This is a genomic window from Chitinophaga skermanii (assembly GCF_003259335.1).
Taxonomy (GTDB): Bacteria; Bacteroidota; Bacteroidia; order Chitinophagales; family Chitinophagaceae; genus Chitinophaga; species Chitinophaga skermanii.
In genome coordinates this window covers 484,251-499,460 of record NZ_QLLL01000004.1, presented here as the reverse complement: position 1 = coordinate 499,460, position 15,210 = coordinate 484,251, and the positions used below count along the sequence as shown (strand labels likewise).

The 15,210-nt window shown below is 38.2% G+C and carries 17 protein-coding genes; 5 read left to right on the top strand and 12 right to left on the bottom strand.

Annotated elements, in window-relative coordinates; genetic code table 11:
• Positions 1-506 precede the first annotated feature (506 nt).
• From LX64_RS12710 to LX64_RS12700, 3 genes are all read left to right on the top strand, one after another.
• A complete protein-coding gene (locus LX64_RS12710) occupies positions 507-2,459 on the top strand; it encodes a hypothetical protein (RefSeq protein ID WP_111598024.1) in 1,953 nt (650 codons plus the stop codon).
• Positions 2,460-2,495: 36 nt separating this feature from the next.
• Positions 2,496-3,974, top strand: coding sequence for a hypothetical protein (locus tag LX64_RS12705; RefSeq protein WP_111598023.1), 1,479 nt, complete (start codon positions 2,496-2,498; stop codon positions 3,972-3,974).
• Between the two features lie 96 nt (positions 3,975-4,070).
• Entirely contained in the window at positions 4,071-4,658 is a 588-nt protein-coding gene (locus tag LX64_RS12700) for an SHOCT domain-containing protein (protein ID WP_211324801.1), read from the top strand.
• Positions 4,659-4,709: 51 nt separating this feature from the next.
• On the opposite strand, the gene LX64_RS12695 is transcribed toward LX64_RS12700, so the two are convergent.
• The 12 genes from LX64_RS12695 to LX64_RS12645 all read right to left on the bottom strand — a co-directional run bounded on the left by LX64_RS12695 (position 4,710) and on the right by LX64_RS12645 (position 12,780).
• The gene (locus LX64_RS12695) at positions 4,710-5,342 is read right to left on the bottom strand and encodes a TetR/AcrR family transcriptional regulator (RefSeq protein ID WP_111598022.1); all 633 of its coding nucleotides are present in this window, start codon (positions 5,340-5,342) and stop codon (positions 4,710-4,712) included.
• Positions 5,343-5,783: 441 nt separating this feature from the next.
• The gene (locus tag LX64_RS12690) at positions 5,784-6,275 is read right to left on the bottom strand and encodes a hypothetical protein (protein ID WP_111598021.1); all 492 of its coding nucleotides are present in this window, start codon (positions 6,273-6,275) and stop codon (positions 5,784-5,786) included.
• A gap of 3 nt (positions 6,276-6,278) precedes the next feature.
• A complete protein-coding gene (locus tag LX64_RS26035) occupies positions 6,279-6,455 on the bottom strand; it encodes a hypothetical protein (protein WP_158538608.1) in 177 nt (58 codons plus the stop codon).
• 298 nt (positions 6,456-6,753) lie between these two features.
• On the bottom strand, positions 6,754-7,347 hold the full coding sequence (locus tag LX64_RS12685; protein WP_148707302.1) for a hypothetical protein: 594 nt from the start codon (positions 7,345-7,347) through the stop codon (positions 6,754-6,756).
• A gap of 176 nt (positions 7,348-7,523) precedes the next feature.
• Positions 7,524-8,018 (bottom strand): hypothetical protein, encoded by a 495-nt coding sequence (locus tag LX64_RS12680; RefSeq protein WP_111598019.1) that lies wholly within the window; start codon positions 8,016-8,018, stop codon positions 7,524-7,526.
• An 11-nt stretch (positions 8,019-8,029) separates the two neighbouring features.
• Positions 8,030-8,491, bottom strand: coding sequence for a hypothetical protein (locus tag LX64_RS12675; protein WP_148707301.1), 462 nt, complete (start codon positions 8,489-8,491; stop codon positions 8,030-8,032).
• 267 nt (positions 8,492-8,758) lie between these two features.
• On the bottom strand, positions 8,759-9,097 hold the full coding sequence (locus LX64_RS12670; protein ID WP_111598017.1) for a hypothetical protein: 339 nt from the start codon (positions 9,095-9,097) through the stop codon (positions 8,759-8,761).
• A gap of 37 nt (positions 9,098-9,134) precedes the next feature.
• Positions 9,135-9,419, bottom strand: a complete 285-nt coding sequence (locus LX64_RS12665; RefSeq protein WP_111598016.1) for a hypothetical protein — start codon at positions 9,417-9,419, stop codon at positions 9,135-9,137.
• A 50-nt stretch (positions 9,420-9,469) separates the two neighbouring features.
• A complete protein-coding gene (locus tag LX64_RS12660; RefSeq protein ID WP_111598015.1) occupies positions 9,470-10,084 on the bottom strand; it encodes an RHS repeat domain-containing protein in 615 nt (204 codons plus the stop codon).
• A gap of 599 nt (positions 10,085-10,683) precedes the next feature.
• Complete coding sequence (locus LX64_RS12655) at positions 10,684-11,271, bottom strand: hypothetical protein (RefSeq protein WP_148707300.1); 588 nt, start codon at positions 11,269-11,271, stop codon at positions 10,684-10,686.
• Between the two features lie 178 nt (positions 11,272-11,449).
• Positions 11,450-12,064 carry a hypothetical protein gene (locus LX64_RS12650; RefSeq protein ID WP_111598013.1) on the bottom strand — a complete coding sequence of 205 codons (615 nt, stop codon included), beginning with the start codon at positions 12,062-12,064 and terminating at the stop codon, positions 11,450-11,452.
• Between the two features lie 374 nt (positions 12,065-12,438).
• Entirely contained in the window at positions 12,439-12,780 is a 342-nt protein-coding gene (locus tag LX64_RS12645; RefSeq protein WP_111598012.1) for a hypothetical protein, read from the bottom strand.
• Positions 12,781-13,128: 348 nt separating this feature from the next.
• Between LX64_RS12645 and LX64_RS12640 the strand changes: the two genes are divergently transcribed.
• Together LX64_RS12640 and LX64_RS12635 are read left to right on the top strand one after the other, a co-directional pair.
• Complete coding sequence (locus LX64_RS12640; RefSeq protein WP_111598011.1) at positions 13,129-13,821, top strand: response regulator transcription factor; 693 nt, start codon at positions 13,129-13,131, stop codon at positions 13,819-13,821.
• On the top strand, positions 13,811-15,166 hold the full coding sequence (locus tag LX64_RS12635; protein WP_111598010.1) for a HAMP domain-containing sensor histidine kinase: 1,356 nt from the start codon (positions 13,811-13,813) through the stop codon (positions 15,164-15,166). Before LX64_RS12640 ends, LX64_RS12635 begins: the two co-directional genes overlap by 11 nt.
• Positions 15,167-15,210: the final 44 nt, after the last annotated feature.

The following is a 15,210-nucleotide window of genomic DNA, read 5'->3' as shown; positions in this document are numbered from 1 at the left end:
TCCCTGTAAATTCATGTGCCTTTATGCTAATAGAAGCGTATTATCATCGATTTATCCCCGGCATTCACTTGTCTTCTATTTGTGCTGTTATCGACTCTTCTCTTACACCCTGTTACTTACTACCCAATAGAAGGTATTTTACTTAATGAGCCATAACTTCTTTACTCCCGCGGTTAGGTTAGTATGCTTCCTTATTATCTTCCATTACGTACATATATTATGCGTGAACAGACTTGGATAAGCAATTGAAAAACAATTACATGTTACCCCATTCATCACTCGTTCAATCTAATATTTATTTACATTTGGTGCTGTTCGTTAACAACGTTTGTTTTCCATTCCATCTCAATACCCCAACATCACCACGTCTTGAGATGGGCGCAGTAATTACGTAAGCTATAAACATCACCCAGTTACATTTTTATCTCTGCATTGTAGAGACCGGGTAGCTTATAGATGTAGGCTTCCCTTTAGTATCCTCAATTATCAACTTTAATCAAATTTGTATGAGTTTATTTGGTTATCCTCGAATCAATTTCACAGGAGAAGCTACTATCAACGTTGGCACCGCCAACAACGACGATTACTCTGCCGGGGCACAAGATAATCCCCAACACCCCGGGGAGAAATTACCACCCGGTCAACCCTTCAATAGTAATCCCTTCCGATTGTCGGATTCGGTGAATGTGCAAGCCGTTACGTATGGTATGACCGACCAGCAATTCATGAACTGGGCGCAAACACCCCAACCCTGCCAAAACGACGATGGCTCTGCCGCTACCCAAGTACCCGGTGAATGGAATTACTTTGGCGACATGGCCGTTTCCTTCGATACGGTAACGGTACAAAGTGTGACAATGGCATTCGGTCAAACCACTACATCCAATCCCTTGGTTGGCGCATCTTTGTCGTTTACTTCTGATGAAGGTGGCTATACCACGGCTTTAATTTGCGACTCCAATCCTGAAGACGTACCGGCATCCCAAATCTTTGCAGATGTAATGGCTTTACGGAAGAATGGGACTACCTATTTCTCCGCGCAACCCACCAAGGCTGTTACCCGGTACATCAATTTCGGCAGAAACCCCCAGTTGATGCCACCTGCAGTACCGCAGCCAACCTCTGCTATGGCTAGTGCTACTTTTCAACATGGTATTCCAGTGGCGAATTTTAGTGACCCGGCATATGCTGCAATTCTATCGGCATTAGGTTTAAATGCCAATAGTGCTGTGTTGAAAAATGCGGCAGGCTTTGTTGTTCGCTATTCTATGTACCGTTGTATTCCTAAACAACATAGTGCTATCAATTATCCTACAACACAAGCCTTCGCAGATGCGATTGCAGCTATGTATAAATCAAGCAACCCTTTGAATCCCGGCGTGGCTATAGTTTCCGGGTCCATTGGCATTTGGCAAAAAGGCGAGCTGGCTTCTTTAACGATGGGGCGATTGATGCCTGCTACGAATGCCATTCCAGGCACAAAGCTTATGATCGCACCTATTACCATGAACCTCGATACAAGCGCTAAAATTATCTCGCTCGATATCTCTAATTCATTCCCGCAGAACTATAACAAAAACAATAACTCAACGCCCAACTGGGTATTTGGGCCGGTATATGTAGGTTTTCCGAGAGGAGGTAACAATTATCAAGACATAGGCGAAATTCCGCTTGATACCAATAGCTATATCAACAGCGGCGGCATGATTGATATTAGTTATAAGGATTTCACCATGTTCTATTCACTCATAGAAGCTGGGGCCTTAGCCGTATATACCCGTATAAATGGGGCCTTAACGGTGCTGGCTACAGAAACCCAGTATATGATAGGTTCCGATCAAGCGATTGTTTATGCGGAACAGAATGCAACCAGCACTAATTACCGGAGTAGCGGGCAGCAATTAGAGCCATGTAAATTGCGTGTATACTCACATGGTTCTCCATTTACAGGTTTGTTACAGGTGAAACAAGTAGAGTATTCTTCTACGCCAAACTTTAACCAGCAAACAGGCAACTATAAAACGCTCAACATTAGTGATGGCTACCAAGTGGTATTCAATATTGCTACACCTGGTTCTAAGTTAATGTTGTTCATGGTTAATTCTACTGATCCTGTTCCTGCTTATTGGGAGATTAATTTAACCGCTGCTTTTTACATTAACATGCGCGTGTTGCCCCAAGATGATTTCTCGGCGGTGATTAACAGTGGTAATATCAGCTGGGATTTCCTATATAATAACGTGCTAAGGAATTACAATTTGCTGTACCCTGCTATGAGTAAACATTTGCCTTTTGTTCAACAAGCATGGGAAGGTGCAGCGGCTTATGTGAACTCGCGTGTTAGTGCCGAGTATTGGGGCTCTTCTCAATACATGCCACGTACTAGGGATTTATCGGCTACTCGCCGTGCTTTAATTCAAGCATGGTGTAAGCAATTCCTCGTGCCACCGAAAGTATAAGCATCTTTTCATTCCTCAACTCTTTATTAATTTCTTATGAAAAATAAAATCTTACATTTTATTACTACGATCCTTTGCTTTTCACCCTTCTTCGTGCATGCGCAACAGCCCGGTTCACCATTGGATGGCTTGCCTTTGTATTTATTAAGCGTGGAGAAAACGAGTACCCAACCGGGTATTCCTTTACAATCGTTTTGTGTTGGTAAAATAGGCAACGATTTATTGTTGGTAGGTGGAAGAACGAACGGGTTTCATGGTACCGACCCTGAAAACCCGGGCTTCCAATTTCCTGTGAAGTATAACAACAAGCAGTTTTACGTGCTAGACATGAGCACCATGCGCAAGTATACGGCCACTTTGCCTTCGGCGTATATGGACCAGTTAAGCAGTACCAACATGCAGGCTTGCCAGTCGGGTAATGCATTGTATTTGTGTGGTGGTTACGGGCAGAATAGTTCCGGTAGTTATGTTACGTACTCGTCGCTAGTGGTGATTTACTTGCAAGAAATGATTGCTGCGATTAAGCGTTACGATACATTAAACCTACAACGTTACATGGGCCAAGCCAGCAGCTCCAACTTTATGGTAACAGGTGGCGAGTTAACGAATATTGGTAGTAGTTATTTTCTCGTAATGGGGCAACGTTATACAGGCCCTTACCAATTAAATGCCGCGGGACAAAAGTATACGAATTCCATCGTGCAATTAAACCTTAGTAATGGCGGTGTAGGTACCAATCCAACAGCAAGCGTGGTACGCTCAATCAATGGTGGCGATCAATTCCACCGCCGCGATTTATGTGTGCAGCCTATTATTGATAATGGCACACCGGCTATTGGTGTATTCGGGGGTGTGTTTACGCCGGTTACTAACTTGCCGTTCTTGAATCCTGTATACATTACACAGGCTACTAACGGTTCGGTGAAAGCATCCATCAACCAGTCGTTCAAACAGAAAACCAATCAGTACGATTGCGCCCGCGTGTCGATATACGATCCTAATTCGGGAGCTATGTCGGTGAACCTTATTGGTGGCATTAGCTTGTACGCCTACAAGAATTACGATAATCCCAACGATACGCTCCAAATCGACTTCCAAGTACCTTTTGTACGGAATATTACTACCATTCTTAAAGCCCGTAATGGCCGCATGTTCGAATTGGTCACCTTCCCGCAAAATTGTATGCCCACCTTCTTGGGGGCGGAAGCGAAGTTTATTCCATTAGACCAGTATATATACAGGGGCGATAGTCGTGGTATATTAGATTACAGTCGTATTCCCAACGATCCAAACGGCACCATCATTGGCTACATGATAGGTGGTATTAAAGCAGAAATTCCTAACACCAACATCATGCATCCATCGGTAACCAATAGCGATATATACGCTGTACGTTTAAAACGTTCTGTGAATTTGAGCGAGGTAAATATGATTTCGGTGAGTGATGAAGAAGGCGGCACAAAAGTGAAAGCAGCCGATGAGAAAGTGAAATCACAATATGAGAAAGAGAAATAACTAGAATGGGACATACAGCACCCCGCTTTGCCTTTGGGCGAAGTGGGGATTGCTATTGAACATGTAACCATATTCCTTCATGATAAATAACCCAATATGAAAAAAACCTTGATTTCGTTATGCTTCCTCTGTGTAATCTTTCAAGCGCAAGCACAAGATGCGCCAACAGTTATTCCGCCCGGCACCAATGCCACGAAGGCCCAGAATATGATAGATGCTGCTTACACTACACCACATGGATGGACAGTTAAGCCAGGCGATGAAATTAAAATAGGTAGAGGCACTAATCCGAATAAAACATTTGCATTTATCTATCAAAGTCCTGTTGGTTGGGGTACACAAACCTCTGGTGATAATTATTCCGAAAAACGGCATGGTTCCACATCCTTAGCAGGAAAAACGGTGAAAATAAAATCGTTGATTGCTTATGGTACTAAGAAATTGGGCTATACGGTTGTTGCAAAAATTGGTGTAGGTGAATTGGTCAATTATTGGATTGAAATTGATAACGCGGTAGATGGAGGGGAATTGATTCCACCTAGCCAGTTTGCGCCAAAGAAACCGACTTCCACAGCTGAAATATCCGTAGCAGATGAATTAAAAAAGTTAAAGGATTTATTAGATAGTGGCGCTATAACGCAAGAAGAATATGATACGCAGAAGAAAAAGTTATTGAACATGTAATGCATGAATAACCTTACAAAATATTGTAAGGTTTTTTTATGATTTCGGGGCTTACTTCAAATCTTCATACGCCTTATCTACAAAGAAATTCAAGGCCTCCTTAATTTTCTCCCGGCCTCCTGGGGATTTAATATCGATCCCACAAAACACGCTACCATTTGTTTCCGCGTAGATGTTTAAATAGTATACACCCGATACTAAGAGTGCCATCATTGCCCTGAAATCGGCTGCTTTATCGCCAAAATAGCGGTCGGCCATATGGGTAAATAATACTTCGCCCTTCTCCTCTTGTTCATCGATTACTTTCCTGTGCGAGGCGCGTTCTTCCGCCAGTTGCCAGATGAGTATTTTCTGGTACTCGATGTTATTGCCTACAAAATCGAACTGGTTCGACAATATCTGCTTGGCAGCTGTTTTACCGCCATCGGTGTCTTCAGCGATCAGCGGTTCTTCTTCTACGTTATTCCAGAAGTTTTGGGCGTGAATATATTCGTCGAGCAGTTGATCGGTGCCACCAAAATATTTATAAATAAGTTTTTTATCGAGGCCCGCGGCATTGGCAATGTCGTTCACTTTGAGGGAGGTGTAACCTTTTGTAGTTAGGATTTTGCCTACAGCATCTAAGAATTCCTGTTTGCTTTTATCCTTATTTCGTTCCCGTGTTTTAGCCGTTTTGTTTTCCATACGTAAATGCGATGTAGGCACAAAATTAATATTTTATTTGTCTTGTGGTCACTATTTGGTGACTTTTACTATATTTGCCACCGTGAATAGATCAAGCATGTGGAAATGTAGGCTGATTAGGAATCCTATTAAGCAGCTATAAAGCCTACATGAAAGCGTTTCCGTTTAACCTACCTTAATTTATTTACGCCATTCTAATAGCTGATTGTTACTATCCTGAACACCCTGAGGGTGGGATTTATATTAATTAATAAGAAAGTCCAATGATGCTAGTTATGTACCTACTAGGTATATTCTTGTAAATTCAAACAGTCTTTTATACTAACTACTACTTATCTACCTTTGTAGTTAGTCAATTATAATTTATGTAAATCTTATTAAACAATACAACCCAGTGCTTTGCCTGGGTTGTATTGTTTAATATTTATTGAATAGCTTATTTTAAATTGGTTCTTTATAAAGAACAGAGTCCGGCACATTATTTCGTTTTGCCATTGCCACTATAGTATCCAATATCTCATGTTGTAATCTTTCCATTACACGTTGCTCTTCTTCAGCAGGCATGAGCTTAGGATCAGATACGTAACCATATTTCCTAATGTTTGGATTAAATACATCTGTTAATACGAATGCCCCACCAAATGATAAAAGATACATTTCTTCTGGTTCTTGCCTAAAATAAATCCGTTTATTATAAACACTATCTAGGTCTACCAACTTAGTGAAACTCTCCCATTTTGGTGGTACCATATATCCTCTCTTTAATATTAAAGTATCCAAATACTCTCGAATAATTTTAGATCGCAATTGAGTTTCTACCGGGTACTCTAAAGCAACAAGGTTTCCTGCTTTATAAATATCCTTACACCCTATTACATGAATAATTACACTTAACAATAGGCCTGTTAAGACTTTTGTAGATATCCTTTTCATTCTTTAGCCTCCTTTTTTCGGTTTATTTGCCGTGAAGTTTCCCTTTTTGTCTTTAGTCCACTTATCTTCTATTCTTACCCAATTTCCGTCCTTATCCTTCTTCATATACTTTTGTAAAAAGTTTTGATATGCTTCTTCAATACTTTTATCAATTGTTTCGCTTTTATAGTACTTAAACATAAAAGCATGAATTTTGCTTTTCTTTGTGTTAATGACGCTAGTAAATGAGGCAATTATGCTAGCAGATAAAATGCTACTGGAGCACTCTAATACTTAGGATATCGCCTTATAATTTTGTAAAAAATCGAACGTCATTATACACATATATCTAGCTGCTTTAAGAACTACTTCACCACTTTTAATGTGTTCTGCTCTTTCACTTTTTCTTCCTTCGAAACTTTGTGCGTTTTATATAAATGCTAAGTGTATAACAACCGTTGTTAAACTACTATAGCTAAAATATTTGTAATTAATTCCCTTACAATTCTATCATATGCATGAATACAATACTTGTAACGGGTAAATCATCCGGCACATCTTTTAACGACCCAATACCCAAGTAAATTGGTGAATTTTCAGCCAATTCATATACAACCTGTATACGTTTATCCTTTGCATGAGTAAAGGACAATATACCATCCGGATCGTTATTCAAATTTATACTATCTATAAATGGCCGTATTTCCCTGAACAAGTTATCGGCATGTATACCTTTACAATCGATGCTAGCATCGTAGATAGTAATTCTCGACACGTTCGTGGTATCTTGCCAATTAGCTTCTAGCAATGCGATGGTTCTTTTATCGGTTTTGGATTTTAGTTCGATAGCACGCCAGTTGACATTTTCGTATTCGAGATTGGTTTCTTCTAAGATAAAGTTCGCTTGTAATGTTGCGTTCGCTTGAGCATGAGTTAATGGCTTGGTGAGGATGCTATCGAGTAAGATATCACAGATGGTGGGAGCCTCTTTGGTAGTGCTTATAGAAACTACCGGTTGCTTAGTAGGTGCTTGTTGACAACTGATAGTAAGTATAATTAGCAAGTTGAGCGCTATGATAACGTTGTATTTCATAAGTAACTGGGTAAGGGATTGTGTTGGATGCCTGTTGAAAATACGGATATTAATTGGGGGATTGGTAGTAGTATTTTGAATACCTGGAAATGAAAACCCCACCTTGTAGTGATGGCAAGGTGGGGAAAAGATATTTAATAGAGTTAAGAAATATTTTATTATTGCCGAAACCATATTTAAGCGTTATGAATCAGAAGTTCTTTCATAAACTTATCATATCTAAATAATAGCCTGTTAAAATTTATGATTGTTGCTGTATAATGAATCAACCCAATTAAAATAGGAAATATTCCTAATGGCCATTTTTGATTACTAAATCCTAAAAAAGATATAACCATTAAAACACCATAAAATACTCCAATAATGGAAAAAGCTCTTCCATTGAAGGTAACTTCACAGTTTAATACTGTAAAGTTACCTTCAATAGACAACTTAACTTTTGCAGGAGGCAATAATGAGCTCTTAGTATAACTCATACCATACTTCCCTGGAGCCAGTTCGAAACCACTCTGCGTTATTTTACTCGTAAATGCATCCGGCGCAAATGCACTCTTCAAAGAAAACTTCCAAGTTTTCTTTTCTGTTGAAGCTTCAACTACTTGGGTAATTTTATCCACACTTAAACGAGAGCTTAATTTCCAAACTGCAGATGGAAAATATTTTACGTCCATAGATATATATATTATAAAGTTGAAAATCTAGGTAAAAGTTCTTGAGACTGTTTTCTGGTGTTATTAACTTTAGGTTTTGCCTCCGCGGGTTGTTTACCATTTGGAACCTTAGGACTTTCAGGCTTGGTTGCAGGTTTTGCTGCCTGAGGTGGTGTTTTTGATGTAACCTCTTTTTCGGTTAACAATGCAGCATTCTCTTTTTTCTTCATTTCATCTCTCATTTGCATTAGATCTGCTCTTAAAACTGTTGCTTGTTTTATAAATTCATTAACTTGCTCGGGTGATATTGGTACAGATTTGTTTAAAACATCTTTAAGAGCATCAATAGAATTACCTATCCATTGATATTCTGATGTTGCGTATTCAAGATGTAAATCAACACCAATACCAGGAGAAATACCAGGAATAGGTAAATCTGCACTTGCGCCCCACTTTACTCCTGTTATTTTGTTTGGATCTTTCTCGTCAGTCAAAATAGACATATTAATGTCGCCACCTGCAGATACAACAGCTCCTCCAAATGAGAAACCTAAATTTATACCCGAACCATTGGTATCATGAAGAGTTGCTGTTGGGAAAATACTTACAGAAGGTCCAGCGATACGACTTTTGGCTTTAACCCTGTGGGCTACTACTTTACTTTAAACATCACGATTATTAGGAATCATTTATTGAAAACTAAAGCAAATCTTCATAATTAATAGATTCGCTTTAGTTCAAAATTTAACGATTGTATTCTTCTATTCAACTTTGTTTTCATACAAAATATGACCATTCCAAGGATATTCAACTCCTCTAAGAATAGATACTCTTAATAAAAAATAAATGGTAGATAAAACCATCAAAATCAAAAATACATATCTAAATATTAAAGATTGCGTTTTCCTTAAAATTATATTCTTTGCAATTGCGAAAAATATGTACAAAATAATAACTAATGCAATGTAAAACAAATCTCCAATCCCTTGCCCAAATGTAATAAGCCCAAATATGAATAAAAGTATGATTAAACTTAGAATTACACTCATTACAATATAATAATACTTGATAGATTTCTCTACATTAAAGACTTTTTTCATTTTTTTCTATTGGTTTATTAGATTTCAAATTATCGACTTAATTCATAACATCATTTTTGGATTTCTCTTGAAGTTTCAATGGTTTTAATTCACCACTCTTGATTGCGTCAAGAATTGCATTGGGTGCTTTGACATCAAATGAATGTGCATCCAATTTCTCATTTTTGTTGAAATACTTACTAATGTTTAACCTAACATTTGTTGTAATCGATGAATTTGTATAAAAGTCATCTCCAGCTAAACCTCCAGAAACCCCATCTACAGAATTCCAAATAGCAATGTGATCATTTATGTATTTCTTATTTGTTTCAGGATTTTCCAATCCTCCCTTTGTGTTATACGCAGGAGTGCCTAGAGTAATGATATTTACCTTTATGCCAGTACCTTGATAAATGATTTTAGATGCCCAAATAGCAACATTACCACCATAACTATGTCCAATAAGTGTAATAAACTCGCCAATTGTTTTGCAGCTTCTCCACGTATCCCATAATCATTATGTACAGGATCCTTCCAATTGAATCCAACATTGTAATAATTATTATAAGTAAGCTTTAAAATATTCCTTACACCTTGTTTAGCTTTATCATTTTCTGTCCATCTACCAGAATCAGACGTTGTTCCATGAATAAAAAATGCTTCCGCCCCATCTAAATCAATCGCTTGAATAGGTGTATTGCTGGCAAATTGATAAGATGACAACATTGGATAATTTTTTCGTAATGGGTCTACATTTAAAAATCTGCCCAATCTTGGATCATAAATCCTCATTCCATAATCCTGCTGATTTCCGCCCCCTTTAACATCATTATCATTCTCTTTACCATTAAAACCATAACGGTAATCCTTCACTTTAAATGAACGTCCAGGCATGGCCATACCAAACGGATAATAATCTTGGGCAAGATAAACATTGGGCTCAAAATAGTCAATTGTTACATTATCAGATAAAAATTTAGGTACTTTCTTATCCGTTATAGTCACCATTACATTCTCTAGCTGTTATTAAGCTCAAATAATCTTAGATTTTTCTTATTGGACAATTGATCTATATTGAAGCTGCTGGACAACTGTTAATCGATCTTCGATGTACTAAGCCTTGAAACACTATATACATACTGTTCCTCCCATGTAAGTGTATTATTATTAGATGGCGAAGTGTAAATAGCTAAAGGCACACCTTGCGGGTCAAGTATATAATATGTTGATATTTTGCCCAGGAATAGGGGCATTTGTGACCTGTTTTGTTATTCTATTTCCATCATGATCATAATTACAGGTAATCTTTGTTCCATCAGTCTTAAATATTTGAGAAATTTTCCAGATTGCATTCCAGTCTATTTTAGCAATATTCTCTTGCCTATCATTCGTTAGATTACCATTATAATCATATGCATAGTTATCACTATCCTCATTTCTATATACTCCTATTATTTAGGGTAATGAAATGATTGAACAGATTGAATAAAATAAGCGATTGAGCTTGTTTTATTACGACCTACTAACATCACCATTTATCAACCAAAGTCTGCGTAGACTCTCTTGACTTCCTAAGAAGTAATTCGTACGAACGCCCCATCCCTCTACTATCTCATATGCATTAATACAATACTTGTAACTGGCAAAGTAGCCGGCACATCGTTCAACGACTCAATACCCAGGTAAATCGGTGAATTTTCAGCCAACTCATATACAACCTGTATAGGTTTATCCTTTGCATGAGTAAAGGACAGTATACCATCCGGATCGTTATTCAAATTTATACTATCTATAAATGGCCGTATTTCCCTGAACAAGTTATCGGCATGTATACCTTTACAATCGATGCTAGCATCGTAGATAGTAATTCTCGACACCTTCGTGGTATCTTGCCAATTAGCTTCTAGCAATGCGATGGTTCTTTTATCGGTTTTGGATTTTAGTTCGATGGCACGCCAGTTGACATCTTCGTATTCTAGGTTGGTTTCTTCTAAGATAAAGTTCGCTTGTAATGTTGCGTTCGCTTGAGCATGGGTTAATGGCTTGGTGAGGATGCTATCGAGTAAGATGTCACAGATGGTGGGTGCTTCTTTGACAGTGCTTATAGAAACTGCCGGTTGCTTAATAGGTGCTTGTTGACAACTGATAATAAGTATAATTAGCAAGTTGAGCGCTATGATAACGTTGTATTTCATAAGTAACTGGGTAAGGGATTGTGTTGGATGCCTGTTGAAAATACGGATACTAATTGGGTATTGGTAGTAGTATTTTGAGTAATTGGAAAAGAAAACCCCACCTTGTAGTGATGGCAAGGTGGGGTTGTGAATTACAAATTGAAAATAAATTACGATCACTAAAATCACTTACTACTTACTATTTACTCATTCCTCTTTCTACTACTTTATCCAGCAATTGATTGAAATAACTAGCAAGATACATTTCTTCTAAAAGTGCAGGTTTAACTCTTTTATCTAACAATAAAACTTGCTTTATATATAGGAACTTATCTAAATCAACTCCCCAATCACTATCTAAATAATACTCTTCAATCTCAGGCTCGGATTTCACAAAAACATGGTATTGATGACTTACATATGACAGCACCTCGTTTACCATAGAGATCGGTTTACTTTTATATAATAATGAAAACAGTTCTTCTAAAATGTCAATTTCAAGATATTTATAAGTAAACATAATTAACAAATTAAACGATTCTGCGTCTACTAATTTCTCAGCAATATTAAATATATCATCTAAAGAAATACTTTTCCAAATTTCAGGTAAACAGAGGAATAACTTCTTTGTATACAAACTTACACTCAATTCCAAATTGAATCTAATAAAATCCAGGTTATCGTAAGACATTATCTCTGAAAGATAAGGCATTAAAAATGCTCGATCGACAGGAAAATATAAAGACTTTTGCATTGCATTGAATGAAAGATCTTTAATAAACTCTTTTATATCCTGTTCACTATTTTTTGTCATGATGTAAAACATTTAGGTTTATTTAGTAGGATCAATTCAGCTTGGGGACGCTTGATTTACAAGGACTTTTTTACCATCTTCACTAAAGAATCTAGTCCATGCCTTTCTTAGATCAACTTTTAGAAAAGTAAATACTTTATCATTCCCCCAGCCTTCCTCAACTGTCGTTTTATAATGTCCAATATCATTATCTTTATAAACGACTACCCCTTCTTCAAACTGATACTTCCAGCTGCTTGTACAGGAGCATGATCTCCTAAGTGGGCATGTCCAACACTAATTCTAATTTCATTTTTCAAAGTTACAATATAATTAAACTGCCCTGTTACAGGATTACCATAATGTGTCATTTTCCCATCAATAACTTTTACAACCTATGTAAAAAACCCAGGCCCGACTTGAGGCTTCTCATCTCTTAACGGGATAACTTGATCTGTAACGGGCACAATCTCTGGCGGCTGTACAGCCTTTGCTGTGCTAGTCATGGCACCACTCGGCTTACTAGCTCCTGTTGCTTTTGGTGTTTGAGGTGTATTTGAACTTGTAACTGAACCTTTAAACATTTTCAATCTTGTAACATATACTGGACCCATAAAACCATTAGCTGCTGCGTCCATCTGGTATTTACTGGCAGCTCCTAGTGTTGCTATGATCATATGTCCATTTGTATGCTGACGATTAAAATCTACAGGAAATAGCACTGTTTGTGAGCGCATAAAAACCACGCACTTGCGTGAAGTATCTTTAAAAACTGGCCATCCTTCTTTAAGGAAAGCTTGTTTTTCTTTTCCAGGGTTTGTGATAGAATAACAGCACCATCACCCAAAATGAATTCAACCTACAAAAGAAGAAATTACTATCACTGTAATATGCCAACGCTTTATCATGTTTGGTAATACATTTGCATATTTCCAACCGTCTTCTAATATCCCTTTAATCCCCTTTTAATCTACGCATACTACTTTTACATTTTTAACGACAATGGGGCTATATCGCGCAGGAGTAATGTTTCCCGTTACCCCGGTATCGTCCCCATCAGCCATATAAAACCTGTATAACCTAGTATGTCGAATATTCTTTTAATTGAAGATGATCCGCGCGTGGCTTCCTTTATTTCAAAAGGATTACAAGAAAAGGCTTTCCAAGTGAATGCTGTTGCGAATGGCATGAACGGCATCGATGAAGCGCTCGCATTCCCGTACGAGATCATTATACTTGATATTATGCTACCCGATATGTCGGGTTTCGAAGTATGTAAAATACTACGTCGACGGAAAAACATTTCCCCGATCATCATCCTCAGTGCCCTCGATAGCCCCGATGAGAAGGTGGAAGGACTACAAGCCGGTGCCGATGATTATCTCAGCAAACCCTTCCTGTTCGACGAGCTCCTCGCGCGCATACAAGCGCAACTACGCCGGGTGGAATTCAACAAAGGGATTGTAGAAGTACAATCATACGGTGGCGTTGTGATTAATACCGATGAACAAAATGCCACCCGCGATGGGCAAGCCCTCGCCCTTTCGCCACTCGAATACCGCTTGCTGCTTTATTTAATGCGCAACCGCGAAAAGGCCTTATCACGCATACAAATTGGACAATCGGTGTGGAATACAAGTTTCGATACGAATACAAACACGGTGGACGTGTATATCAATTTTTTACGCAAGAAGATAGACAAAGGATTTGATCAACCGCTTATTCATACGATTAAAGGAACCGGCTATATGTTTAAAATGAAACAATATGAGTCTTAAAAGAAAACTGGTATACCGTTCCACCTTGGTTTTCTTCGCCTGTATTTCGTTTGTATTGATAGGTACCTACCTACTCTTTCACTATTCTATCGAAGAATCGTACCGAAAGAAACTCCATGGTATTGCCAAACTCGCTGCCTATTTCTACTTGGAAAAGGATGAATTGAATGCTACTAAACACAAACGCATCGAACGAGAATTCAAGAAAATATCGGGCGAATCGGTACAGTTATACAATGCCAATTCTAAAACTATTTACATAGCCGATTCTTTACCATACATTGCCTCCAATGAAGTATTAAGTAAAACAATCGAAGAAGGTGTATATACTTTCAAACAAGACCAGCGGCAATTCCTAAGCATGTTCTACGAAGACAATGAAGGTGATTTTATTATTATTGTTTCCGGGGAAGATATGGAAGGAGAAAAACGCGCGCTGTTGTTGGTGCATATGCTGCTAATTTTCGGCTCGTTGGGGATTGCCATGCAATTTATCCTATCAAATATCTTAGCCAATAAAACATTCAAGCCATTTAAGAACCTCGTTAAACAAGTAAATTCTATCAAAGGAAATGATTTAGATGCGCGGTTGAAGTTTCGGGGGAAGGATGATGAAATTGATCAATTAGTGAACGAGTTCAATTATTTACTGGAACGCATTGAATCGAGTGCTATGATTCAACGCAATTTCTTGCGGAATGCTTCGCATGAAATTAAAACCCCATTAGCGATCATTCTCGGCGATATTGAAGTAGCCCTCCATTCCGCTCGCAGTAATGAAGAATACCAAGCACTCCTACAATCACTAAAAACAAATAGTCTACACCTAAAATCAGTCGTCGAAAGCCTCATCACCCTCTCCAATCTCGAAGTAACCAATACCAAATTGATGAATGAGATTAGGATTGACGAGGTGATGTGGGAAATATTGGAGAAGAAAAAGATAGAATACCCCGATTGCACAGCCATTGTACATTTCCACCCGGGCGTAGAAATGCAAGAAGGTTTACTTACCATTCAAGCGAATAAACACCTCGTGTTTATTGCTATGAATAACATTATTGATAATGCCATCAAATTCTCTAATGCCCAACCGGTAAAGATAACACTCGGTTTGAAAGGTGAACATTTATGCATCAGCATCAGCGATGAAGGCATCGGTATACCTGGAGATGAGTTACAAAACATTTTCAAACTATTCTACAGAAGCCCCCAAAACAGCCATATTCCCGGCCACGGTATTGGCTTATACTTGGCAAAGCAGATTTTCGATTTGAACAATATTCAAATCGATATACAACCTGTTCAGCCACATGGTACTACGTTCAGTCTTGTTTTTCAATAATCCGAAAAAGGTCGGCCTAGCCGGCCTTTAATCGGAATTTAATG